Source organism: Pseudomonas sp. FFPRI_1 (assembly GCF_055384485.1).
Genome location: NZ_AP029168.1, coordinates 4,539,010 through 4,561,955 on the forward strand (window position 1 = coordinate 4,539,010; position 22,946 = coordinate 4,561,955).

Genomic DNA, 22,946 nt, shown 5'->3' on the forward strand with positions numbered 1-22,946 from the left:
CTCAGCGCGGCCTGCGGTCCATCGTCTACAGGCCCGCTCTTTGCCAAGGTTCCGCTGCCATGCCCGACACCCCGGACACCCCTGATCTGCCCTCCGACCTACACTACACCGACGACCAGCAACCGGGGCTGCGGCGGCGCAAGCTGCGGGGCCGCTTCGTGTATTTCGACACCCAGGGCCAGCGCATCACCCGCCCTACGGAGATTCAGCGGATCAATGCCCTGGCGATTCCACCGGCCTATGAAGACGTGTGGATCTGCAGTGACCCCAAAGGCCACCTGCAAGCCACCGGGCGTGATGCCCGGGGGCGCAAGCAATACCGCTACCATCCTCGTTGGCGCGAAGTGCGCGACGGCGACAAATACGCTCGGCTGCTGGCCTTCGGCAGCGCATTGCCCAAGCTGCGCCAGCACCTGCAGGAACAACTCGCCACCCCCGGCTTCAGCCGTGAAAAAGTCCTCGCCACAGTGATCAGCCTGCTGGACCAAACCCTGATCCGCGTGGGCAACAGCCAGTACGCCAGGGACAACCGCTCCTATGGACTGACCACCCTGCGCAATCGCCATGTACAGGTCAGCGGCAGCGCCATTCACTTCCAGTTTCGCGGCAAGAGCGGCGTCGAACACCAGATCACCCTGAAAGACCCACGCCTGGCCAGGGTGGTCAAGCGCTGCCTGGAATTGCCGGGCCAGCACCTGTTCCAGTACCTGGATGAGGAAGGCCAGCGGCACCCGATCAGTTCGTCCGATATCAATACCTGCCTGCAACAACTGACCGGTGCCGAATTCACCGCCAAGGATTATCGCACCTGGGCCGGCAGCGCCCTGACCCTGGCACGGTTGCGCGAACAGCCCTGGCAACCCGAAGACGAAGCCAAGAAACACATTGTGACGACGATCAAGGAAGTGGCCAGCGAGCTGGGTAATACGCCGGCGGTCTGCCGCAAGTGTTACATCCATCCCGCTCTGCTGACAGGCTTTACCCTCGGTGATCTGGCTGGCTTGCCCAGGACCCGAGGGCGCAAGTGGCTGAAGGCCGAAGAAGTGGCCCTGACCCGTTTTCTCCAAGGCCTGGAGAAAGCCGGCAGAACCACCTGAGTGCAATCAGCGGCACGACACCCTTGTCAGCGGTGATCTCACAACGCTAGGCTATGCACCTCTTTTACGTCCCAGGACGATTGCCGACGTGAACAACTAAGCCTTCCAGAATGTATCCGCAACGAGCGCCGCCAGTGCTCGTTGGCCTGTTCCCACATTTCCCGGAGGTGCTGATGACTCACGTCACACGGCTGCCCGCGCTGGTCTCCCTGAACCAGCTGACCTACCAGTTCGCCAATGGCGACACCCTGCTCAATGCCCTGAACCTGAGCTTCGATGCCGTGCCCACCGCGATAGTCGGGCGCAACGGCACGGGCAAATCCCTGCTGCTGCGGCTGATCGCCGGGGAACTGTCGCCCTCCTCCGGCAGCATCAACCGCAACGTCAGCCTGGCGTATGTCCCTCAGGATCCGCAGCTGGCCCCAGGCCAGACGGTGGCCGAGGTGGCGGGTCTGGCCGAACCCCTGCGCGCCCTGGATCGATTGGCCGCCGGCACCGCCAGCCTGGAAGATCTGCAACAGGTGGATGAGCGCTGGGACCTGGCCCAACGCCTGCGCCAGGCACTGGACACTGCCGACCTGCAGCACCTGGGGCCGGAGGATCTGGCCGGCACCCTGAGCGGCGGCCAGTTGGCTCGCGTGGCGCTGATCGGCGCCTTGCTCAGCGGCGCCGAACTGTTGCTGCTCGATGAACCCAGCAATCACCTGGACCGCGCCGGACGGCGCTGGCTGACGACACAGCTGCAACACTGGCGCGGCGGCCTGATCCTGGTCAGCCATGATCGGCAATTGCTGATGCAGGTGCAGCGGATCGTTGAACTCAGCCCCCAGGGGATCCAGGTCTATGGCGGCGACTACGCACTGTTCCAGGCTCAGCGCCAGGCTCACAACGACGCCGCCCAGGCCACCCTGGAACACGCGCGTACCCAGCGCAGCCGTGAACAGCAGCGCCTGCAACGGGAGCACGACACCATCCAGCGCCACGCCGCCACGTCACGCAGATACGCCAAGAGCGCCAATGTCTCGGGCTTTGAACGGGCCAAGCTGCTCGGCGCCGCCAGGGACATCATGGGCCAGGTGCGCCACAGCCATCAGGGGCACAAGGACAGCCTCGACGAGCAGGTACGCGATGCCTACGCCCGGGTCGTCCCGGAGCAACCGACCCTGCTCACCCTGCCCGCCACCACCCTGCAGGCAGGCCAGCCGGTGTTCAACCTGCTGCAGGCGCAATTACCCTGGCTGGACGCCCGGTCACCGGCGTCCCGCCTGACCTGCAACGTCATGGGCCCGGTGCGCATCGCACTGATCGGCCCCAACGGCTGCGGCAAGTCCACGCTGCTGAAGATGCTCGCCGGTCAGCTACGACCGCTGAGCGGTGAATGCCGGGTGGCAGTGACCAGCGCCTACCTCGACCAGCACCTGGCGCAGCTCGACCCGGAACGCTCGCTGTTGGAACACCTGGGCACGGCCGATACACCGCTGCAGGAAGGCCCCTTGCGTACCCGCCTGGCGCGCCTGCAACTGGATGCGCAACGCGTGCAACAGCCCTGTGCGCAATTGAGTGGCGGAGAACGCCTGAAAGCCGCCTTGGCCATAGCCCTGTGGAGCGGCAGCCCGGCCAGGCTGTTGCTGCTCGACGAACCCACCAATCACCTGGACCTGGAGTCGGTGCAGGCTTTCGAACGAGCATTGCGGGACTTCCCCGGGGCCCTGGTGGTCGCCTCCCACGATCAGGATTTTCTTCAGGCACTGGCACCCACCCATGAGCTGCAATGGTCGGCAGACGGCTGGGACCTCAGGACGCTGGGAGGATGAAACAACGCCTTACAGCAAGATCCGCTGCGAGAGACCACTTCATGCTGGCGCTGGGGCTGGTGATCGAGGACGTTCAGGGCGCCCATGCCCGGGCACTGGAACACGGCGCTCGGGCCCTGGGGGCAAATCCTGCCTTGTGTACGCTGCCCGGACGGCCCCCTGGTGGAGCGGTGCACTCCGATGGGAAGCTGAGATTGCCCCTGGGGCCGGAGGATTAGCGGAGCTTAACCGCCGTCCCGGTGGCGAATACCACCACCATGCCGCCGCGCCCCGAGGGCATGCTGATCTCGAAGTCGACGCCGACCACCGCATCGGCGTTGCATTGACGAGCCCGTTCCTTGATTTCAGTCGTGGCCTGGATCCTGGCCTCTTTCAAGGCGCGTTCCAGGGTCTGGGAGCGACCACCGAAAAAGTCGCGCATACCGGCGAAGATATCGCGAACCACATTGATCCCCTGCACGGATTCGGCACTGACGATATCCAGGTAGCTGGCAATTTCCCGACCTTCGATATGCGCGGTGGTGGTGACAATCATGTGTTTCTCCCTTGAGCGAACAACCCGCCCCGACCGGTCGGGGCAGCAAAGGGAGCGATGGTATCAGAGCCACGGCATGGCTCGGGACATGTCGCCTGAGGGTTGCCGCAAACGAAAGCCCCGCTCAAGGGCGGGGCTTTGGGTCAAGGTTTCAACGGACGCTCTTCGTCCAGTTCCGACAGGCTCTTGCCATCGTCCGGGTGCTTCCAGGTCTGCGGTGGCGGCTCCTGGTGTTCGACCTCGGGCTGCGTCGCCTCATCGCTCCACTCATGCTCACAAGGGCGTTGCTGTTGTATTGCCATGCCCACCTCTCTTCCTGAAGGGATTTTTTCGCTCACCCTTGCAGGTTAGAACAGATCCAGCGGCGCCTTGGCTTTACCGACAAAACAGCCGATGGACCAGATGAATTTTGTTTCATCCAGACCAGGATCGGGGCTGTGTATAGTCGCCTTGCTCATTCAAGCAACTACGTTGTTGGCCCGCTCTCTCCCGCGGGCTTTTTTTTGCCTGGAGGAAACCGGACGGAGCGGCTATTGCGGATCGATCTCCTTGCAGTCGCTGAGCAGTTGCTGCTCCTTGGCGGTGTGGTCGGCCTCCAGGAACGACAGCATCGCGGTCTTGCCCTTGGTGTGCCAGCGGAAGCTGTTCTGCTCGTCATCCGCCACATACAGCGCACCAGACGCCGACCGGGCGATGTGCATGGGAATCAGTTGATCCTTGTAGTACAGCGTGGCGAAGGAAGTGCCGTTGTCGATGTTCAGGTACGCCGCATCGATGCGCACACGACCCTCGCACTGATAGCGCGCCACCTGGCTTTGGTAGGCCGGCTCTTCAGCGGTCGGTTGCGACTCGGCAGCCTGCGCCAGGATCGGCAAGGTGCACGCCAAGACAGCGGTGCAGAGCGTAGCGAGATGAGTGTTCACAGTGAATTCCCCAGACGTTCAATGATGCCCATTGGGACTTGCAAGGCTGGCTTTAGTTCATGCCCAGGCCCCTGCTCCCGAGACGCATGCACGGCCCCAGGGGCCAGCGCTGGCCGAAACTGCGCGTCCAACGATTCAAAGAAGATCTGCAGCCGGCTTCGCTGCGGCTGGAAGGCGGCGCGCCCGGCAATTGCCTCTCGCCAATCAACCGCGCAACGGACTCCAGGAAGGGTAGCGACCTGGGGCAATCCAGCCTTCTCAGGCAGGTTTCGACAAGACGGGCAGCGAACCCTCGGCCCGGTCACGGGGCATCAACTCCAGGTAGTCCGCCAACGTCCCCTGGAACAGCGGTTTGACCATGATATGGACTCGATGGCGCAATTGGCCCAGCTCGATGCCCTCACGGGTACGCGCTTCGATATAACCACAGGCCTGCCAGAAACGCTGCGCCCGGACATTGCCGGCCACCACGCTCAGGCGCAGCCAGCGCGCCCCATGACCGGCCGCCCAGTTTTCAAGTTCAAGGTGGAGCTGATGAGCGAGCCCGGTGCCCGTGAGCGGTGCGGCGAGCATGAACAGGCCAATGTGCCAGACCGTCAGCGCCAGAAGATCAGTGACGACACTGGCCACGGCCAGCAGCCTGCCGCTGGCATCGAAGTAACCGATCTTCCACTTGCGAGTGAAGCTCCAGCCCTCGGGCAATGCATCCTCGATTTCATTTCGGGCCTCGTCCGGCTGCGGTGAACAGCCATGGACGATGTGAAAGTACGCTGGATTGTCGACAAAGAAATCCTGCAGCAATCGCTCGTCATCCAGGGTGAGCTCCCTGGCCACGAGCCCGCTGGATGACTGGGGTAACGATCCTTGTTGCATGCCGTGCTCCGTAAAGCCGATGGGCTTCTGCTCGAAAGGCGCATCCTAGCGCTCGTCACGCCCCTGAAAACAGCTTTTGATTGTTGAAAAAATGTAGGGCATTGGCCGGTCGCCCTGGCTCGGGAAAACCCGATGCGTGGTCATGTTCGGCCCACCTGCGTTCAACCGGCCGCCATGATCTATTGCTGGGAGCTGCCGGCCTGGAACAGCTTGGTGTAGGCAAAATAGCCACCGGCAATTTCAACGACTGCCAGCACGCCGTATAGCGCACCAAACATGAATGAAGAGGCTATGAAACCTATGGCGACGACGCCGACAAACCACTGGACAATCTGCTGGGTCTTTTCGTCCAGGGAGAGTTTTCCGCTAAGGATCAAACCCGCAGCGAGACCAATCAACACACCTACAATAATCCGCGCAAACATCACTCCTCCTTTCCGGCTCCATGCCGGGCATCAAGCAATAGACCACAAACCTGTCATGCATCACCGCACGATCCAGAGCTGAACCTGATCGTTGCATGCAGCTCGAGCACAATACCCCATGGCAGAGCAACAGGGCCTTGTAGTCCGACCTGACCCTACAGGTTTTACCGCCCTCCAGCACTCTCTACTGATTCCTCTGGGACCAGCCAATGATCATGAGCATGGTTGCCGGGATTCAGAACCTCGCATTACCGCTGGCTACGCCGCTGACAACAATGGGCAGCCCCACAACGAACCTCGGTTTTTTAATGACCTTTGCCATAATCCCTACCCCACTCAAGAGAACTGCGTGCCTGCAACACGCGGTGAAGCAGGACCAGATACGCCTTGAGACGCCCCCTTGGTGCCCTGATGATCCCCCAGGATCTGCGGGACATTCAGCGTGGATGGGATAGGCGGAAAATATCGCATCAGCGCTGTTTTGAATCCGCGATTAGATCCTTGAGCACCGCATCGAAGGCATGGGTCCAAGGCGCGCTAAAATTCTGCTTTTCAAGCATTTCCAGGCCTTTCGCGGTGAATGTCCCTGGGGTGGCGATGGCACTTCCCATGCTCGCAAGAGGGGTTTTCAAGTCGTGCTTCGCGCTGGATAGGCAGTCCTCCAGGTTACTGAGTAGCAGCTTTCTGGCTTGACCTTCCGGCAACCCCTGGTCGACGAACCATTGCTGGAGCTCATGCAGCCAGAAATAGAACCAACCGTTCATGCACGCAGCGACTGTGGCCGTTTCGAAGGCGCTCTCATCCGCCAAGACAATCACGGTGCCGAGCGCCGAAAGACACTGTTGAACTGCAGCATTTGCGGGGTATATCACCACAGTGGTGCGGTTGATTTCAGCAGCGCAGGAGAGCATCACCCTGACCACGCTCGCGCCGTGGAAACACCTGGATAGTTCAGCGATCTGCATTCCCGCCACCAATGAGATCAGCGTCTTGCCAGGTCCCATCACGACCTCTTCCGACAATCGCTCCACTGCATCTGGACGAACGCCCAGCATGAGAACTTCAGAGCGATCAACCACCGCCTGATTGCTAACCATCACCTCGCAGCCATATTGACTGCCCAGTGCCAAAGCACGCTGCTGATTGCGCGGCGAGAGGTTTATCTGCCCGGCGTAGCCGCTATTTCGCAGACCTTTGACGACCTTCTCGGTGAGTTCTCCAACTCCCAGAACACCTAGGCTTTGCATAGTCTTCCCATCGTCATGGCAGGTTTGAAACAGTTTCACACAGCTGCCGGTTGATTTGAGGGTCATGCCAAATGTTTACGTCACCTCAATCGAGCAACCTGCGCCTGGCCGATCAATCTTTTACTGAGCATCAACCTAGATCGAGCGCCTTTCTACCCAACGCCGATACTGACGAGTACGACAGGCGGCTTCGAGTTGCTGCAGAATCAGTGCGCGTAACGGTGACACATGCGGATCCGGCGTTTTATCGCGACTGAGCTTGCGCAGTTGAAACTTCACCACCGCCATGTTGGCCAAGGCGGCAATGGCCTTGTTTTTCCAGGTGATCGGTGGCAGTTGCGGAGCGCTGTCCTTGCCCTGCAACCAGTCACGAGGCAGGTAGGGATCGATAGCCAGCGCCGTTCCGATACCGACCATGTCCACACCGCTGCGCACCACATCTTCAGCAACCGGAAAGCGACGTATGCCGCCGGTGACCATTATCGGCATTTGGGCGACCGTGCGGATATCTCGGGCAAATTCGACGAAATAGGCCTCGCGAGCCAGGGTGCGACCATCGCGCGCCTCGCCCTGCATGGCGGGTACTTCGTAACTGCCGCCGGACAACTCCACAAGGTCCACACCCAGGCCACCAAGCCGCTCAACCACTTTCCGAGCGTCATCGGCGGTGAATCCCCCTCGTTGAAAATCAGCGGAGTTCAGTTTGACTGCCAGCGCAAACCCGGGAGAAACCGCAGCCCTTACTGCCTTGACGACTTCCAGCAACAACCGCGCACGGTTTTCCAGGGAACCGCCCCATTCGTCGGTTCTTTGATTGGTGAGTGGCGAGAGAAACTGGCTCAGTAAATAGCCATGGGCAGCGTGAATTTCCACACCGGTGAATCCGGCTTGTTCGCCAAGGCGTGCGGAGCGCGCAAAACGCTGGATAACCTCTTCAATGACATCAGGCGTCATCGCGTGAGGCGTGGCAAAACGCTTGGACATCTTGCCCAAGTCCAGCGGTATGGCTGATGGAGCCCAGGTCTGTTGCCCAAGGTTGGCCTGCATCTGACGGCCCGGGTGGTTGATCTGCAGCCAGAACTGCGCGCCAGCGGAGCGGCCGATCTGCGCCCAGCGCTTGAACTTGTCCAACTGCCGCTCATCCTCCAGCACCACCCCGCCCGGCCCGGTCATGGCACGGCCGTCGACCATCACGTTGCCGGTGATGATCAAGCCCGCGCCACCGTCGGCCCAGGCTAGATACAGGCGCATCAGCTCTTCGGACGGTGCCTGGTCGGCATCAGCCATGTTCTCTTCCATGGCGGCCTTGGCGATGCGGTTCTTGATCGTCGAACCGTTGGGGAGCAGCAGAGCATCGAACACATTCATGGGGTAGCCCTCGATTGAGATGGGCTCACCTTAAGATTTAAGTGAACTTTAAGGTCAAGCGTCTTTTTCTACCCGGCCTCAAGAATGCTCATTCGATATTCAAGGCCCCGGATCCGGGCAACTGCATCAGCAGATCCGCTCCCAGCAGCCGCGCAGGCGTGTAGGTACCGCCAGCAGACGGGGCCTGTAACAAGTAGCCGACCACGGCCAATGCAGCATCGACCGTCAAGCTGTAGACATTCGCGGTCTGCACCCGTGCAACCTTGCAGTCGCCCTGCGCGTTGCGTACCTCCCCCCACACATAAGTGCCTTGGTCTGCACGCGTGGCGTCGTCCGGACCGATCACTGCCTTGCCGATGCAGGCCTTGAGCAGCCTCTGCACGAACGACATACCCAATAGCGGACGCATCAGATTGGCGAACCTGGCGCCGCGAATCATGCCGGTGGAGCCCGGCATGAACACCTCGATGTTGGGAATACCGGTGGTGTGATAGGCCGTCGAAACATCCCCCCAAGGGATGGTCATGGCCAGCTTTTCTCCGGCACCAAAGTCGATGCGACGTACCCGATAAGCCAGCGGAACCGACACGATTCTCCCGTCGCGACGCACCTTGCCGCCCTGCGCCATGCCTTCGATCGAGGTCTTGGCTGTACCGGGTGAAAAGCTCGAGCGCGAATCGAATCCCAAGGCGAGATGCGTTGCATCCGGCAGTGCGCTTTGCAGCGCAGCAGCGACACAATCGGTTGGCACGACATCGAAGCCGACGCCGGGGCAAATGACCACGTTGGCCGCGCGTGCCCGCTCATTCAGGGACTGGGCGTGTTCGAATACGGTGATTTCACCCGTGATGTCCAGATAGTGCGCATTGACACCCAAACAGGCTTCCATCATCGGAGCCGCGGTTGCCGAGAACGGCCCTGCGCAATGCAGAACCAGGCCATAACCCTTGATCTGGGCAAGCAATCGCGCTTCTTCATCCAATCCGAACACCCGGGCTTCAAGACCCAGCTCCCGGGCCAGAGTCTCGACTCTGTCGCGGTTGCGTCCCGCCAGCACAGGCTTGAGGCCACGCTGTGCAGCAGCGCGAGCGATCAACTCGCCCGTGTAGCCATTGGCACCATAGATCATCCATTTCATCTGCGTCTCCAGATTGTCTTGCTGGCTCATGCACTGCTCCTGACTGGATTGATGACCTGCGTTATTGCCCTGCCCAATCAGCTTCAGACCCTAGCGTTGCAGCCAGGTTGAAGGTCAAGCACCAGTATGCAGCTAGCGGCGGATATTGTTCAGCGGCGGGAATTGATCTTGAAACGAGGTTGCAAGTGAGCTTGCGCGCAGCGACGTCGCAGGTGAAGCCCGATACGGCCGAAAGCCTCAGTTTCTTATGCCCTGGAATTGATAGCGGGGGCTTTCTGATTATCGCAGCCACCTTGGTCAATCACGCCAACTGCTGCCCACGCACCGATACCAGGAACCTGTGACTCAGCAAGTACTCGCCGGCTCGGGCCACACCGCGCCTCTGGATGAGCCTGTGCTCGGTTGGCCACACATGCACAACGCGGCCTATGAACACTGCAGTGCCTGCCCTTTATATCTGAAGACGCCCCAAGGCCTGTCGATCATCACGGGTAGAGCCATCGCTGGGCTTTCCTGCCGAGAAGAGCCGCTCCCGGCCATGAAGAGTCAGGGGCCTTAACGTTCTTACGCCTGTCGGTCGCCGGGAAGCCTGACGGGTTTATGAGTTCTGGAGGACGCTGTGGCAGGGCGGCTTGTCGTTGTCGCCCGGCCTTCATCACGCAGGCGATTGATCAGCAACTGCGCATTGTCCGCACACGCCATGCCCTCGGGCTTGGCCTCGACACCCTTGATGACCAGCAGCAGTTGGGCTTTGTTCTCGGCCAGCCGTTGCTGCAGGACTTCGATTTCCTCGACCTTTTGCTTGAGGCCACTGAGCAATTGTTCGTGCTGCCAGCCACCTGCATTCATCGGCATCAGTTGCCGGATTTCTTCCAACGAAAAACCCGCAGCCTGCGCATCGACGATGATCTTCAGAACCCACTCGGTGTCAGCCGCATAATTACGATAGCCATTGGCTTTGCGCTCGACGGTTTTTATCAGGCCACTCGCTTCGTAAAAGCGAATGCGTGAAGGCGCCAAGCCGCTGATCTTCGCCAGTTCGCCTATTTTCATATCCCACCTCAAAAATCCGATCGACCCTGAGGCCGACTTTAAATCTAAAACCATCAGGCGACCAAGTGCCCCATGGGGCGAAGGAAAACCAGGCGGCGAAGTTGCTAGAGCTGGCGGAGAATCGGAGGCAGATCATCGCAATGAGAACCCGAGCCAAAGACAGGACGGGCATCACGCTGGCTAACACCCTCATCAGAGATTTTTAACCGTTAACACAGTCTCAAACACTTCAAGTGCGCCTGGGGTTGCGAGTGAATCACCAACAACTGTGAAACCTGCGCTCCTGTGTGCCTTGATAGCTTCAAGACTCGATTCATCAGGATCAATAGATACGTCAACAAAGGGTGCCACTGACCTGGCCGGACTTGAACAATATGAAAATTTTGTACCCGCAGTCGCACTGGAGCGCTATGACGCTACGAAGTGGTGCCTATAAGGAAAAGTACCGAAGCCAATAAGCCTCTCGACATTCATTGGTAAAGCTGATGTGGGTCGGGTTTACCGTTGCATGACGTGGCTGACGAAGCACTTCATAGCTGATCCAACATTCAGCGCAGAGCGCATCGCTGGGGAAACTGTCCTGTTCCGCCAGCCGTTTAATGAGTGCGCCGTCATCGAAGGCGTAGATTTTCTCCTCCGCAGTGACGATAAAACCCTGATCAGACCAGGATTCCTGATTCACACTCTGAAGATGCGCGGAGTGAAGCGATGACAAGCCCAATATAGCGCTGACGTAGTTGGCGAGGTGATCCGGTTGAGCCATGGGCGGTGCTCACATACTGTCTATAGCGGTTAGCGAACGTAGTGCAACTTTACTGACAAGGCTGCGCGCCCAACAACTCTACCAATCGCTAAGAAACTTGATTCTGTGCCCTGGCGACAGCCTTCATTCAGCAAAAAATCCTGTACGTTCAGCCTAGGCACATGGGGCTCCCAGCAACCTCTTGCGCGTCGCGCGCGCCATAGAGAGAAGTAGTTTTGTAGAGGATTAATCGAATTAAGGCCCAGAAGCCCGAACACAAAGCCCCCTCGACACGGCTGGCCTTTGCAGAAGGTGGCACAGCGACGGCAAAGGTGATGTTGCGCAGAAGGTTTGATGCAGCACGCGAGGCGGCAGGAGTCGAAAGGCTGACTTCCAGATGAGAGATTTGCGTGCCAAGGCCGGCACCGACAAAGCGCAATCCAGTGGCGACATATTGCAAGCAAGGGATCAGCTTGGGCACACCACGGTGGTGATGACCGAGAACTACATTCGCAAACGAATAGGCAAAAAGGTCACGCCTACAAAGTGAATTGCGGAGCGGTTCAGAGCAAGGCTCACTCAAAAAAACCGTGCAAGCGCTTCAAATAGATGGTGCCCGAAGCCGGAATCGAACCGGTACGCCCTTACGAGCGGGGGATTTTAAATCCCTAATATTTTTCTTAATTCACATGCACTTACGCTTGTATTGTTTCCGCAAAAATCAGGAAAAATATGCTGTATTAGCCAATGAATTAAATGGCTCAAAATTAATTGCGAAAATGGTTTGCCCCCCTCATCCGGCGTTCTGCCGACCGAATACAACCCTCTTCAAGCACAAGATACCTTCCATAACTGATCCAGCCTGGTGGTGTAGCTCGGACTAATCATTTCGCGTCGCATCCCCCAATCCGAATTTGTCGGCAGTCTGTCAGCAGCCGCACGTCTTCAGTTGGACAAGGCAGATCAACCACCAAGCCGCTGGCGAATTTTTATTATCACTAGAAATAAAAACAATAGCATTAATAGCAAACAAAATTTAACCAATTAGTCTTTTAGACAATTCGCTGTAAAATTTGACAGAAGAAATTTACCAGCTTTAATAAAAAAGCGCATCCAAGGTTGGATTCGCAGAACAGGGAGAAATTCTTTTATAGAATTTCAGCACATAGATAAGGAGATTAAAATGTCTGAAGCACTCAAGGGAAAACCATCGGTAGATTATCAAGAAGGAGTTGAAACATTTACCATATTCGAGATGAAAGAACTCAATATCAATATTACTTTGGACCTACCTAGCGCACTAATGCTAAACAAAGATGAACAGGAATATTATCCCAGACGCGAAGACAACTCAAAAGTAGCCGCTCCGGTCCTGACTAACAACTCTGGTTATGACATCCAATCGGCAACCTTCTCTGTCAGACTCTATGACCTGAGGCCTTCAAATAACGTAATTGCAAACGTGCAGTGGTTTAAAGTAGGTAAGCCACTGCTTCAGACCCTGACGTTCACATGTAAAGATGTTAAAAACGGCAAACAAGCCCAGTGCACTATCGCCGATACTGAACATGCTGGATACTCTCGAATTCGGTGGGCCACCATGGCGAACAACGGAGAAGGAACAACAACTCTCTCCTGTAACGTAAGCCCTATCACGTTAATATTCTCACCTGCTGCCTCTGATCAGGATAAGCTGGTTAGTGGACCGTACCTTCAAATTGGTTAACTGATCTGCCACCGCGGGGCCCAGAGTTCTGGTCCCTGCGGTCGTCCTTGCCTGCTTCATTCAATTCGACACCACCACGACTGCGCGTACAGCGCCCCCAATCAACCTCTTCCAACCCGCTGTTGTTCAGGCCGAGCTGGGCAATGCTATTGATCTTTGCATCCAGTAGCCGCGGGAAGACGTCCGGGCCGGGATGGCTTTTGAAAATCCATGCCTGGATGCAAGAGCGTCCAAGCTCTTGGCTGTGAGTCTCAACAAGATGAACATCACCCTTAACGAGAGGGGTCTTGCTCAGCCTTTCGGCAGGTATTGCTACGCCACGCTCCCTGCGGCGAACGATTAGAAAATTCATAGGGGGGTCACACCTGAACTGTATACACAGCATTTCACCACTCAGCGTATCAGCGACGAGAAGCCGACAGGTGGAGCTATGCTTACCCTCTCAATGTGGGGGCAAAGCAATGCGCGGACGGCTCTCCCAATCCAGCGGCATTCACGACTTCGTCGCAGCCCTGAGCATGCCCGGGGCCCTGATCAATAACGTCGGAGACCAGCCCCTGGGGCGATACAACGCCGCACCAACAATGCAGCTCGCGCTCTTCCACGTTGCCGACGACACGTTATACGCAGACGCCATGCGCGGGGTTTGGCGGCCACACTAGGCCACCGACCGAGCAGCGCCAATCAATGCCCGCGTCGAGAAGGTCGCTCACGGGCCGTTCTTCCGCCAGATCTGGCCGCACCGGGCCATATGTCCAATAGATAACTGGTTTGAGTGGGTTGACGAAGGCGGCCCGAAGAAACAGCCCTACCTGATCCGGCATCGCGACGGCTCGCCGATTCTCTGTGCCTCAATCGGACAACTGCCCGACGCCGACGAAGGCGCGGGGGAGCACGACGGCTTTGTGATCATCACCGCCGACGCACAGGGCGGCATGGTCGATATTCACGACCGCCGGCCGGTAGTCCTGGCGCCGGACCTGACTCGGGAATGGCTCGACCCTGCAACGCCAAATGAGCGCGCAGAGCAGATGGCCTTGCACCAGGGCGAGCCCGCCGAGTCATTCGAGTGGTTCAAAGTAAGCATCGCCGTCGGTAACGTCAGAAATCATGGCGCTGAACTGATAGAGCGCATGATCAAGCCCACCGGGGGCGATGTTGTGAACAGTGGCTGATCACTGGCAAGCCTCCCCTCCAGGCCCGGCCCTGCACCGGGCTTCTTGTGTCAGCCCTACCTTATCCCTGCTAAGGTGACACCCCTCAACCAGACGGCAGGAAGCGGTCACGAATGGATTCAATGAAAACACTGAGTGTGATTTTACTGGCATTGGCTAGCATCCCAGTTGTGGCCCACGAGAACAATGATCCAGTCGAAAAAGCGATGTTTCTCACTACGATCGCTCCCCTCCTTGTTGTTAGCGGAACCACCGCACTAACGGTCTATGGCCCTGCGAGTATGAAATCGGCAAAGGCGGATGCGCTAGCGTTCATCGGCTCAAATGGCGAGATCCGCGGAGCTCAATTTGAGCAAGCAGCTCGGTACTACCACTCGGCCTATGACCAGCCGTATATGACCGATGAACAGTTGGCACTGGCAATCGCAACTTCGCACTGAAGACTGCACTCTTCGCCTCACCCCCCGAGGCCGTCATAAGCCTGCTCACACGTTACTCCCCTGCTCCGGCTTTGATCAGCATCTGCCACCAGGCTTGATGGATAACTTACTACCTTCTTCGGATATCAGAAGAGACGTGATCCTCCCTTGCGAGCCGTAAAAATTTTGCTGCTTTCAACAATGCAGCTACGCTTGCGAGTGGTTGCCTATTCCGATTATAAGTTCTAAAGGCAGTGCATACGGCCATACTGCCTTCAATAGCTTAGGGAGAGCATCGGGCAACTAAGCCTTACAACCATCAGTCTAAAAGGAATATAGACATGAGCATTACCGTTAAAAATAACACCTCGAATATAATTGAAGTTGCTATTAACCAATGGGACACGGACGGCGACACTCGTTACTCTCCGCTCGCTGCGGGAGCATCAGATAAGTGGGTTAGAAAGGACAGTAGAGGATATGTTCTTTCACTAAGACAAAGAGGTACTGAAAAGCCATATTACGTACTAGTTGACAGCAACATTGTGATTACCAACACTGAGGTGAAAGACAACGATACGGTTATTTCTCCAATCAGTAGATAACTCGAAGATAATATCCAAGGTGCCTATCTGGCACCTTGGATGAATAAAGCCAGTCAATAGTTAGCATGCTGCGCTAACGTTGATAACTCTCACGTACGTATCCCTGACATGCCCGCAAAGCGATCAATCCTTGGTCACCCTCTCCGGCAATGGCGACAATTCGTTGAACAGCCGCAGGGTCAAGTTCGGCTCTCGCTGCTCCATGAACCAGGCCGCCGGTGCCGGTGGCAGCTGGCACCCCACCGCCACCACCCGTGGCGGTGCTGGCGAGTAGAACTGACAACCGCAGCTCAGTAGTAGCAAGGCTTGTCACGCAGGCGAACCTGATTCGATTGAGCATCGCGCAATGCCTTGTAGTGGGTTTCGTCATTCGCTTGCAGCCGATCCTCCAGAGCACGGCGAGCATCCTGCTGGGTTTCCTGCCAACCGATCACCGCTGTGGCGGCCTGCTCGCGATCACTGCTATACGCCCCGGCCTGCTCAGCCAACGCTTTGCTATAGGTGTTGGCCTGCCAGGTCCATGCACCCCAGCCGCCAAGGGCGATCCTCAGAACCAGTGCCAAGGCTGGCAACAACCAGAGCGAGGCCTTCACGACAGCACCTTCAGCGCCAGGTCATAGATGGCCTTGGGATCAGCCTCGCCATTCGGGACACGACCATGGTCCGAACGCATGGCTCGTGCTGCTGGGAAGAAGTCGGCAGCGGATCACTGGAGGATTTCCAATCCATGCCGGAGGAGTACGAGTTGCGCGCGCTCTACACCCGCCCAGCCGAGCAGCCCGCACCGGTTGCGATGGTGCCCGAAGGCTACTGCATCATGCCCCACAACCTTACAGCGGAGAATGGCGCAAAAGCCCTGCTGCTCGACGAATTCAAGTTGCAATCCACGCACGAATGCCCGGAATGCCGGGAGCTTGAAGAACCGTCGGGAGGCTGCGAAATCTGCGACGGTGAAGGCGAGTATGGGCAGAAACACACCATCTCAAGTTCATCTACAGCAAGGCAGTAGAGGGGCTGGCCGTGAAGGCTGAACCAGCCAAACTCTGACATGAGTACATTTGTACTCCACCCGTAAAAACCGAACTCTCATCTAACTCAGCCGCTGAAAAATCGAACGACGGGAGCTAGGAAGCTGATCTTCTCCACCGATTTTAAAAAGCGGTCAAAGGCCTTTTCGCTAAGGATGAACGCGGGTATGAAAAAGATGCTCGAAACCATGACAGTCAATAAAAATCCAATCCAATCAGTACTAACAAGGACGGCGATCGCTACGCCCAACATAAATAGCCCCCCTAAAAAGAACAGCCATCGAGCAAATTTTTGAGTTGGATATTGATTGAACATGATGAGGCCACCCTTGCCGCGTTCAATCACAGTAGTTCCAGGGTGGTTTTTTGTCGAAGCATGCCCTTTCCCCCCCCTAATTCCCCTTAGCAACGGCCGCCCAACCCTCCCCAGCAGCAACTCCTCCCCCTTCAAGTCAGCCGCTATAGCGGCCAAGGACGAAGTCATGCCTGAAGAAAACAGTACGCGCACGGTAACCATGCCGGCCCGCGAGCAGCACGGCGGCCTCGACTCAATCACCGTGGCGCTGCCATGGGTGTGCCGTGAATGCGGTGCGCCACGCGGCGAACCATTCACATCTATGAGCTGGGATGGAAGCCGGCAGCTTGCGGTAGACAGCTGGAGCAATCCCTGCGGACACGTTGAGCTGTACTGCGAAGTGCGCCGCGACATCGAAGAGGCGCAGCCATGATCCTCCCGGCCCTGCTCTACGTCGCATGGAACATCTACACGGGGCCAAGGCCATGAGCGGCTTCTTTCGCCGCAAGGCCGAGTCGTGGCTGATCAGGTTGGCGGCCTGGATCTTGGCAGGCCGGAACGTTCACCGCTCAGCAGTGGTTTCGCGCCGCGACAACAACGAAATGTCGGGAATGGCTGAGAGCCTGGAGGAGATCGCCGACCGCATCGGCAGCGGCTACAAGAACTGAAGAGTCCACCCGGCACGGCATAAGCCGGCCGCTGCAGCAGCCTGACAACGAACCGGGCGAACGCAGAGACAGTGCCACGGCGCAACGCCAGGGCAAATCAGCACCATCTGAAACACCCACTCAACAATCGGAGCCTGCCGGCGATGGCGGGCGGGAGACATGCATGCCCGACATAAAAGTTCAGTACTGCCACTGCAACAACAAGCACATGGAAAGCGAGCGGCTAAAGGTGCCAAGCAAGAAGTACGGCTCAGGAGTCCGCGACATGATCTGCCTGCGGTGCCGGTGCACCACCTACCACCAGCTACAGGCCGAATAACCAACCTTCTGCCGCCACGCGCGGCATGGAGATCTGTATGAGTATTATTGAATTTATGAGTCATGACGAAGTGTGTGAACTGACTGGCGCAAAAACAAAAGCCAATCAAATTGCCGTGCTTTGCAAAAACGGAATCAGGCACACCATCAGGGCAAGACCGGAGCCAGGCGCAGGATTGAGATCATTGGGGAACTAAGGGTCGTAATTGACCGCATTGCGGCCAGAAAGGCGGGCTACAGAGTGAGATCTACTCGACTTGTAGTGATGGAGGATGGGCAGCCCATGACAAAGAGTATGCTGCACAAGCGGTTTGACGATGCTCGCGAAGCTGCCGGAATTTCGAAGTCAGAGTTCCAAATGCGAGACCTGCGGGCCAAGGCGGCCACGGACAAAGAAGAATCTACAGGGAGCATTCGCGAGACTCGCGACCAGCTTGGGCACACCACCGTAAGCATGACAGAGCAGTACATTCGCAGGCGTCGCGGAGCCAAGGTTACGCCGATGAAATAAGCGAATTGCGGAAAAGTTTTTTTGATTGCGGAAAAAAGAACTAAGGGCTTGCATGAGGTATGTCATGCAAGCCCTTGAAATAGATGGTGCCCGAAGCCGGAATCGAACCGGCACGCCCTTACGAGCGGGGGATTTTAAGTCCCATGCGTCTACCAGTTTCGCCATTCGGGCGGTAGCGCGATAACGCGACACTGGAACATCCAATTGGCAAAAGCCATCCAGCGCTTGAAACAGGGAGTGGAATATATACATCCAGTCCTTGTGAAGCAAGGTTGATCGGGGCAAAAAAGCCCTCTTCCCCGCTCACCGCTACAGCTGAAAAAACACGGTAAATCATGGATCTACAGCATCAGCTCGGCCAATAACAGCGAGCGTGTACAAGACTTCGCACGCCGTTATCCGCGGCGGCAAGCCTAACATGAAGGTTTTTTACAACCAACTGATTTATAAAGACTTATTGATTTCAGTTGGCCTCGGAAAAGACTGGCAAGGGCCAACACAATAAGCGTCCTACCCCATGGCAAGGCTCAAGCTTCGGCGGCAAACCCCAGGGAAAGCTTGAGGCCTTCCTCTTTGGCTGCGGCCTGCAAATGGCTGGAGAAGTCCTGCTCTACCTGCACTTCACTGCCCTTGAGCTGGGCAATGCCGCGGTTGTGCTCCAATACCTTTGCAAGTTGGGCGTAGGTGTAGTTGGCAGGGGGGGTATTGCCGATGTACATGGAAGTCTTCCTTGAAGTCGAAGCAGCCTGCTGTGCAGGCCAAGATGCGCTGATGCCCTCGATTGACACAGGGATCACTCAAAGGGCGCCAAGTCTGCAATATACAGCCTGCCTCGCTGGCAGGGCACGTCGGCAGTCAATGGAGTTCGCCCAATACACATGACCTCGCCATCCATGAACCGGTAAAGAGTCATGGGTATCGGGCGAACGGTTCAACGCTATGCCCTCGCAATAACATGTTCAACTGTCAGCAATGACACAACGATGCCATTCAGCCAGCGTAATGGGTAAATGCCCCGGCAAAGGCTCTGCGGCCGGCTCGAAGCTCGGTTCGCAATTCGCCAATCAGGTTGGAGATGTCCCGCACACTGGTGAGTTCGGCAGTTGAAACGCCCGTCAGCAACAAGTCCACTCGACCGGATTCGGCATCGTAGATCTTGATCGCCAACGAGCCGTCGGGATTTACACTGCAGGCACAGGAAAGGGGGAGAAAGCCGGATTCCAATATGTGGCAAAGCTCGCTGGTGGAGAGCATGGCTTTCTCGTCTGTAGGAGATTCTGGGGATTTTTCCCATTAAGAATAGGCCAGCTCCCCGGCAGGCGTGTCAAAAAAAACACAGAGAACTGTTAACTGTCTCGCAGTTCTCGCCCAGGCTTGCAGCAACTGCCACCGCTCCCGGCTCCAAGGCGTATCAGCGCGCTATACATGTTTCTGCCAACTGTGTAGGTTTCGATACATGAACCTTCAGCCCTGTTGCCCATCGATTATTACCGGCCTCGTCAGCAGGCTGGGCTAGCGGCTGTCCAAACCGCTTTCAACCCGCCTCGAAGGTGGGATTGGTGACCACTCTTCTGAGGCCATCCCCAGGAGACGCTGCATGAATCACTCATCCCCCGCTGTCTTGCACCTGCTGTGCGGCAGGATCGCCTCAGGCAAATCCACCCTGGCCCAGCAACTGGCACAGGTTCCCGGCAGTGTATTGATCTGCGAAGACCAATGGCTCGCTCAGCTGTACCCGGACCTCATTCATTCGGTCGCGGACTATCTGCTCCATGCCCAACGCCTGGGGAACACACTTGGCCCATTGGTGGTTGCCATGCTGCAGGCCGGAACCAGTGTGGTACTGGACTTCCCGGCCAACACCCTGGTCCAGCGGGCGGGGTTGCGAGCCTGGGCCGATCAGGCTGGCGTCGATCATCAATTGCATGTTTTGAATGCCGATGAAGACACTTGCCGCGCCAGGCTGCGCGAGCGCAACCAGCAGGGGAATCATCCCTTTACCACCAGCGAGGAAGAGTTCGAACTGATCTGTCGCTATTTCGTGCCGGCGCAGGCAAGCGAAGGGCTTCACATCGTGAATCACTGATCCCTTGGTCGGTAGCGGTCGGGCCTGGCGAAGGCAGCGATCGCCGACCTTGACCGAAAAGCGCTTTGAAAACAGCCAGGTAGGCAAATTTCAGGCAAAAAAAAGCCCAAGCAGCTGATGGACACTTGGGGCTAAAAATGCATAAACCGTGGTAGGTGAACGCAGGGCTATAGTAACGGAACGGTACATTCTGTAACAAGATATTTTGAGCAAAAAAACGTAAATAAAATCACCTAAGTCATTAAATATCCACACTTTTTTTGAGTCATTTGATTTTCGAGCCGTTCTTTTCAGCGATGGAAACCACACCTGGAACGCTGCCGACAGGGACCTGCTGGCAGCGTCACGATCAACCCAGCGGCTTTAAACGAAAATGCACTGAAAATTCACATAATCGCAACAGACAAGCCATTATCGCCCCCTTAAATTGCCGGCACTTGCCTGAATGGAACGTGCTGGTATGAACGACTTTCTCGATGCCCTGCCCTTGTTGCTTTGCCTAACCACCTTCGCCTGGTGCTGCTGGGGTTAACCTTCACCACCGTTGCAGCCGGCCTGAAACCTTCCTCCCAGCCTGACTCTCTTCCCCCCCCCCCCCCGCCACCGCAGTTCACACCCTCTCGGGGACATCGCTCTCACTGAACAGCCTCAAGCCGATAGTCCGCGCACGTTCCAGGTGGGGCTGCGGGTCCCCCGCTTCCGAATCGAACAGGAGTTGCGACGTCAGCACTCGGGCCCCGCAGTAGTCGAAGATCCCGTGATCGATCTGGGTTTTCATCGCATCAAGATAACCATGACGCGCATAGGTGCCAGCATCGGCCCCCGCAACCCCCACCAGATGCACCCGCAGGTGCCCGAGCTTTTTCACCAGTTTGGCCTCTGCCTGATAATCAAAGGCCCAGCCATTGGCAAACACCCGGTCAATCCAGCCTTTGAGCAATGCCGGCATGGTCCACCAATAAACCGGATAGACCAGCACCAGGGCGTCGGCACGATCGATGCGTGCCTGCTCGGCAACGACATCGGCCGCAGGTCCGGCCTGGGTACGATGCACGGCAATATCGGCAGCGCCGAACCGCGGTTCGAACCCTTCAGCCCAGAGATCGGCAATCTCCCAGGTAGATCCAGATGAAGCCTCCAGGCCCTTGGCAACCTGCAAGGCGAGTTGATGGGTAAGGGACTGCGGGTCGTGATGGGCAACAACAATAAGGGCATGCATGACAGTGCTCCTGCGAACGGATTGCGCTGAATGTTCGAGATTAATATACTTTTAGTAAGTTAACGTCGATAAGTTACTTTTGGTATATAACCATGTCAAGCCATTCGAATTCCGCGACCTCGTCACGACGACGCCTGTCGCGGCAACAGCGGTTGCAACAACTGATGACCATTGCCTGGCAGATTGTTCGTGAGCTGGGTACCGAAGCCCTGACCCTGGGCTACCTGGCCGAGCAGGCCGGAGTCACCAAGCCTGTTGTCTATGACCATTTCGCCAGCCGGGCGGTGCTCCTGGCGGCGCTCTATCAGGATTTCGATCAACGCCAGACGGTCTTGCTCGATCAGGCGCTGCAGTCCGCAGTGCCTACCCTGGCCGCTCGTGCTGGTGTTATCGCCGAATCCTACGTCGATTGCGTACTGCTCCAGGGCCACGAGATACCGGGCGTCATCGCGGCACTGGCCAGCTCGCCTGAACTCGAAGCCATCAAACGCGACTACCAGGCAATTTTCCTGGAAAAATGTCGTGAAACTCTGCTGCCCTTCGCCACTGGCGGGATCATCACAGCCGCTGGGCTACGGGCCATGCTCGGCGCCGCAGAAGCCCTCTCCCATGCGGCGGCCCTTGGGGAAATCACTCGGGAGCAAGCCCGGGACGAGCTCTGCGCCACCATTGTGGCAATGGTCGAAAGAGCCCGCGCCACCGTTTCCGATACTGGCCAATAACCTGGGCCTCGACGGCCAGCCTCGAACCCGCACGCCAGGGAAAGAGGCTGTGCCCTCCAGCCCATTACCGACACTGGCCGGACTGTCCTGCGCTCCAGCCCTCGCCGGCGGGATCGCGTAAACTGCACCCACCACTGTTTTTACTGGTCGCCGGCCAAGCGCACCGCCTTCATCGAGAACACCCATGTCAACCCAGCCATCCATCGGTCCTCTAGCCGACTCGCCCTTGCCGCTCCAGGCTGACAAACCTGAAGCACTGCCACTCGCCCCGGACACCCTCGAGCTCGACCCTGAGGCCACCAAGGTGCTCTCGGTCTTTGACTTCGACGGCACCCTGACCCGCCATGACAGCTTCGTGCCCTTTCTGAAGTTCGCCTTTGGCCACCGACAGTTCAACCGGCGGATGCTCAGGCTGGCGCTGCCCAGCTTGAACTTCCTGGCTCGGCGGGTTGACCGCGATCAGCTCAAGGCGCAGTTGATCAGCACCTTCCTCACAGGCATCGAGGCGACCTGGCTCGAGCAACAGGCAGAAGCCTTCTGCGAGCAAGCCTGGTCTCGCCTGATGCGCCCGGCCGGCCTGCAAGCGGTGGCTGGCGAGCTTCGTTCAGGAGCGCTGGTCACTCTCTGTTCGGCGTCACCTGCCCTGGTTCTGCAACCGTTCGCCAGGCGCCTCGGGATCGAGCTGATCGGCACCGAACTGGAGGTGATCGACGGCGTGCTGAGCGGGCGTATTGCCGGCCATAACTGCCGATGCGAGAACAAGGTGCTGCGCCTGGAACAGGTCTACGGTCCGTTGGGCCAGTATCGACTGCGGGCCTGGGGTGATACCCGCGGCGACCGAGAACTGCTGGCGGCGGCGCAGGACGCACACTGGCGACACTTCCACCCTGCCTGGCGTCGCGGGCAGCGCACGCGCTGACGCCTTGCGGCAAGGACCACAGAACAACCGACCAACGGCG

Annotated in this window: 26 protein-coding genes, 1 tRNA gene and 5 pseudogenes; 15 read left to right on the forward strand and 17 right to left on the reverse strand. The window is 57.7% G+C overall.

What is annotated here, in order from left to right:
• The first annotated feature begins 59 nt into the window (after window positions 1-59).
• Both ACZ5BO_RS20055 and ACZ5BO_RS20060 read left to right on the forward strand, forming a co-directional pair.
• Window positions 60-1,097, forward strand: a complete 1,038-nt coding sequence (locus ACZ5BO_RS20055) for a DNA topoisomerase IB (RefSeq protein WP_464696235.1) — start codon at window positions 60-62, stop codon at window positions 1,095-1,097.
• A 173-nt stretch (window positions 1,098-1,270) separates the two neighbouring features.
• Window positions 1,271-2,911, forward strand: a complete 1,641-nt coding sequence (locus tag ACZ5BO_RS20060) for an ABC-F family ATP-binding cassette domain-containing protein (protein ID WP_464696236.1) — start codon at window positions 1,271-1,273, stop codon at window positions 2,909-2,911.
• Window positions 2,912-3,125: 214 nt separating this feature from the next.
• On the opposite strand, the gene ACZ5BO_RS20065 is transcribed toward ACZ5BO_RS20060, so the two are convergent.
• The 10 genes from ACZ5BO_RS20065 to ACZ5BO_RS20110 all read right to left on the reverse strand — a co-directional run bounded on the left by ACZ5BO_RS20065 (window position 3,126) and on the right by ACZ5BO_RS20110 (window position 11,236).
• Window positions 3,126-3,446: a YbjQ family protein gene (locus ACZ5BO_RS20065; protein ID WP_025129969.1), complete on the reverse strand. Its 321-nt coding sequence runs from the start codon at window positions 3,444-3,446 to the stop codon at window positions 3,126-3,128.
• A 143-nt stretch (window positions 3,447-3,589) separates the two neighbouring features.
• On the reverse strand, window positions 3,590-3,748 hold the full coding sequence (locus ACZ5BO_RS20070; protein ID WP_177330295.1) for a hypothetical protein: 159 nt from the start codon (window positions 3,746-3,748) through the stop codon (window positions 3,590-3,592).
• A 228-nt stretch (window positions 3,749-3,976) separates the two neighbouring features.
• Window positions 3,977-4,369, reverse strand: a complete 393-nt coding sequence (locus ACZ5BO_RS20075; protein ID WP_464696237.1) for an MliC family protein — start codon at window positions 4,367-4,369, stop codon at window positions 3,977-3,979.
• A 258-nt stretch (window positions 4,370-4,627) separates the two neighbouring features.
• Complete coding sequence (locus ACZ5BO_RS20080; protein WP_464696239.1) at window positions 4,628-5,242, reverse strand: GNAT family N-acetyltransferase; 615 nt, start codon at window positions 5,240-5,242, stop codon at window positions 4,628-4,630.
• A gap of 179 nt (window positions 5,243-5,421) precedes the next feature.
• A complete protein-coding gene (locus ACZ5BO_RS20085; protein ID WP_464696240.1) occupies window positions 5,422-5,667 on the reverse strand; it encodes a hypothetical protein in 246 nt (81 codons plus the stop codon).
• A gap of 470 nt (window positions 5,668-6,137) precedes the next feature.
• Complete coding sequence (locus tag ACZ5BO_RS20090; protein WP_464696241.1) at window positions 6,138-6,980, reverse strand: NAD(P)-binding domain-containing protein; 843 nt, start codon at window positions 6,978-6,980, stop codon at window positions 6,138-6,140.
• Window positions 6,981-7,049: 69 nt separating this feature from the next.
• On the reverse strand, window positions 7,050-8,282 hold the full coding sequence (locus ACZ5BO_RS20095) for an NADH:flavin oxidoreductase/NADH oxidase family protein (RefSeq protein ID WP_464696243.1): 1,233 nt from the start codon (window positions 8,280-8,282) through the stop codon (window positions 7,050-7,052).
• Window positions 8,283-8,370: 88 nt separating this feature from the next.
• Window positions 8,371-9,450: a saccharopine dehydrogenase family protein gene (locus ACZ5BO_RS20100; protein WP_464696245.1), complete on the reverse strand. Its 1,080-nt coding sequence runs from the start codon at window positions 9,448-9,450 to the stop codon at window positions 8,371-8,373.
• Window positions 9,451-9,984: 534 nt separating this feature from the next.
• Window positions 9,985-10,473: a MerR family transcriptional regulator gene (locus tag ACZ5BO_RS20105; protein ID WP_464696247.1), complete on the reverse strand. Its 489-nt coding sequence runs from the start codon at window positions 10,471-10,473 to the stop codon at window positions 9,985-9,987.
• 430 nt (window positions 10,474-10,903) lie between these two features.
• Window positions 10,904-11,236: a hypothetical protein gene (locus ACZ5BO_RS20110; RefSeq protein ID WP_464696248.1), complete on the reverse strand. Its 333-nt coding sequence runs from the start codon at window positions 11,234-11,236 to the stop codon at window positions 10,904-10,906.
• 311 nt (window positions 11,237-11,547) lie between these two features.
• Between ACZ5BO_RS20110 and ACZ5BO_RS20115 the strand changes: the two are divergent.
• Window positions 11,548-11,765: pseudogene (locus tag ACZ5BO_RS20115) on the forward strand (site-specific integrase); the annotation flags it as partial.
• A 278-nt stretch (window positions 11,766-12,043) separates the two neighbouring features.
• On the opposite strand, the pseudogene ACZ5BO_RS20120 reads toward ACZ5BO_RS20115, so the two are convergent.
• Window positions 12,044-12,139, reverse strand: a pseudogene (locus tag ACZ5BO_RS20120) (DUF4113 domain-containing protein); the annotation flags it as partial.
• A gap of 259 nt (window positions 12,140-12,398) precedes the next feature.
• Between ACZ5BO_RS20120 and ACZ5BO_RS20125 the strand changes: the two are divergent.
• The 4 genes and pseudogenes from ACZ5BO_RS20125 to ACZ5BO_RS20140 all read left to right on the forward strand — a co-directional run bounded on the left by ACZ5BO_RS20125 (window position 12,399) and on the right by ACZ5BO_RS20140 (window position 15,140).
• Complete coding sequence (locus ACZ5BO_RS20125; RefSeq protein WP_464696250.1) at window positions 12,399-12,941, forward strand: hypothetical protein; 543 nt, start codon at window positions 12,399-12,401, stop codon at window positions 12,939-12,941.
• A 461-nt stretch (window positions 12,942-13,402) separates the two neighbouring features.
• Window positions 13,403-14,116: pseudogene (locus tag ACZ5BO_RS20130) on the forward strand (SOS response-associated peptidase family protein).
• Window positions 14,117-14,229: 113 nt separating this feature from the next.
• The gene (locus ACZ5BO_RS20135; RefSeq protein ID WP_464696251.1) at window positions 14,230-14,556 is read left to right on the forward strand and encodes a DUF2388 domain-containing protein; all 327 of its coding nucleotides are present in this window, start codon (window positions 14,230-14,232) and stop codon (window positions 14,554-14,556) included.
• A gap of 320 nt (window positions 14,557-14,876) precedes the next feature.
• Window positions 14,877-15,140, forward strand: a complete 264-nt coding sequence (locus ACZ5BO_RS20140; protein WP_464696252.1) for a hypothetical protein — start codon at window positions 14,877-14,879, stop codon at window positions 15,138-15,140.
• A gap of 73 nt (window positions 15,141-15,213) precedes the next feature.
• On the opposite strand, the pseudogene ACZ5BO_RS20145 reads toward ACZ5BO_RS20140, so the two are convergent.
• Window positions 15,214-15,733: pseudogene (locus tag ACZ5BO_RS20145) on the reverse strand (lysis system i-spanin subunit Rz).
• A 65-nt stretch (window positions 15,734-15,798) separates the two neighbouring features.
• Here ACZ5BO_RS20145 and ACZ5BO_RS20150 point away from each other — a divergent pair.
• The gene (locus tag ACZ5BO_RS20150) at window positions 15,799-16,149 is read left to right on the forward strand and encodes a hypothetical protein (protein ID WP_464696254.1); all 351 of its coding nucleotides are present in this window, start codon (window positions 15,799-15,801) and stop codon (window positions 16,147-16,149) included.
• A gap of 86 nt (window positions 16,150-16,235) precedes the next feature.
• On the opposite strand, the gene ACZ5BO_RS20155 is transcribed toward ACZ5BO_RS20150, so the two are convergent.
• Window positions 16,236-16,514 (reverse strand): hypothetical protein, encoded by a 279-nt coding sequence (locus tag ACZ5BO_RS20155; protein WP_464696255.1) that lies wholly within the window; start codon window positions 16,512-16,514, stop codon window positions 16,236-16,238.
• A gap of 136 nt (window positions 16,515-16,650) precedes the next feature.
• Here ACZ5BO_RS20155 and ACZ5BO_RS20160 point away from each other — a divergent pair, with 136 nt between their 5' ends.
• From ACZ5BO_RS20160 to ACZ5BO_RS20175, 4 genes and pseudogenes are all read left to right on the forward strand, one after another.
• The gene (locus tag ACZ5BO_RS20160; RefSeq protein ID WP_464696256.1) at window positions 16,651-16,896 is read left to right on the forward strand and encodes a hypothetical protein; all 246 of its coding nucleotides are present in this window, start codon (window positions 16,651-16,653) and stop codon (window positions 16,894-16,896) included.
• Window positions 16,897-16,948: 52 nt separating this feature from the next.
• Window positions 16,949-17,131: a hypothetical protein gene (locus ACZ5BO_RS20165; protein ID WP_464696257.1), complete on the forward strand. Its 183-nt coding sequence runs from the start codon at window positions 16,949-16,951 to the stop codon at window positions 17,129-17,131.
• 374 nt (window positions 17,132-17,505) lie between these two features.
• A complete protein-coding gene (locus tag ACZ5BO_RS20170) occupies window positions 17,506-17,646 on the forward strand; it encodes a DUF4224 domain-containing protein (RefSeq protein WP_464701329.1) in 141 nt (46 codons plus the stop codon).
• A pseudogene (locus ACZ5BO_RS20175) lies at window positions 17,598-17,960 on the forward strand (tyrosine-type recombinase/integrase); the annotation flags it as partial. The gene ACZ5BO_RS20170 and the pseudogene ACZ5BO_RS20175, both read left to right, overlap by 49 nt.
• Window positions 17,961-18,044: 84 nt before the next feature.
• Here ACZ5BO_RS20175 and ACZ5BO_RS20180 read toward each other — a convergent pair.
• From ACZ5BO_RS20180 to ACZ5BO_RS20190, 3 genes are all read right to left on the reverse strand, one after another.
• A tRNA-Leu gene (locus ACZ5BO_RS20180) sits at window positions 18,045-18,131 on the reverse strand.
• Window positions 18,132-18,487: 356 nt separating this feature from the next.
• The gene (locus ACZ5BO_RS20185; RefSeq protein WP_464696258.1) at window positions 18,488-18,679 is read right to left on the reverse strand and encodes a hypothetical protein; all 192 of its coding nucleotides are present in this window, start codon (window positions 18,677-18,679) and stop codon (window positions 18,488-18,490) included.
• 271 nt (window positions 18,680-18,950) lie between these two features.
• The gene (locus tag ACZ5BO_RS20190) at window positions 18,951-19,214 is read right to left on the reverse strand and encodes a DUF1652 domain-containing protein (RefSeq protein WP_025129937.1); all 264 of its coding nucleotides are present in this window, start codon (window positions 19,212-19,214) and stop codon (window positions 18,951-18,953) included.
• 343 nt (window positions 19,215-19,557) lie between these two features.
• Between ACZ5BO_RS20190 and ACZ5BO_RS20195 the strand changes: the two genes are divergently transcribed.
• Window positions 19,558-20,046 carry a P-loop nucleotide/nucleoside kinase family protein gene (locus tag ACZ5BO_RS20195; RefSeq protein WP_464696260.1) on the forward strand — a complete coding sequence of 163 codons (489 nt, stop codon included), beginning with the start codon at window positions 19,558-19,560 and terminating at the stop codon, window positions 20,044-20,046.
• A gap of 610 nt (window positions 20,047-20,656) precedes the next feature.
• Here the strand turns inward: ACZ5BO_RS20195 and ACZ5BO_RS20200 are convergent.
• Window positions 20,657-21,265: an NAD(P)H-dependent oxidoreductase gene (locus ACZ5BO_RS20200; RefSeq protein ID WP_025129935.1), complete on the reverse strand. Its 609-nt coding sequence runs from the start codon at window positions 21,263-21,265 to the stop codon at window positions 20,657-20,659.
• Between the two features lie 92 nt (window positions 21,266-21,357).
• On the opposite strand from ACZ5BO_RS20200, the gene ACZ5BO_RS20205 reads away from it, so the two are divergent.
• Together ACZ5BO_RS20205 and ACZ5BO_RS20210 are read left to right on the forward strand one after the other, a co-directional pair.
• Entirely contained in the window at window positions 21,358-21,987 is a 630-nt protein-coding gene (locus tag ACZ5BO_RS20205; protein WP_464696262.1) for a TetR/AcrR family transcriptional regulator, read from the forward strand.
• Window positions 21,988-22,171: 184 nt separating this feature from the next.
• The gene (locus tag ACZ5BO_RS20210; protein WP_464696264.1) at window positions 22,172-22,906 is read left to right on the forward strand and encodes an HAD family hydrolase; all 735 of its coding nucleotides are present in this window, start codon (window positions 22,172-22,174) and stop codon (window positions 22,904-22,906) included.
• The last annotated feature ends 40 nt before the right edge of the window (window positions 22,907-22,946 follow it).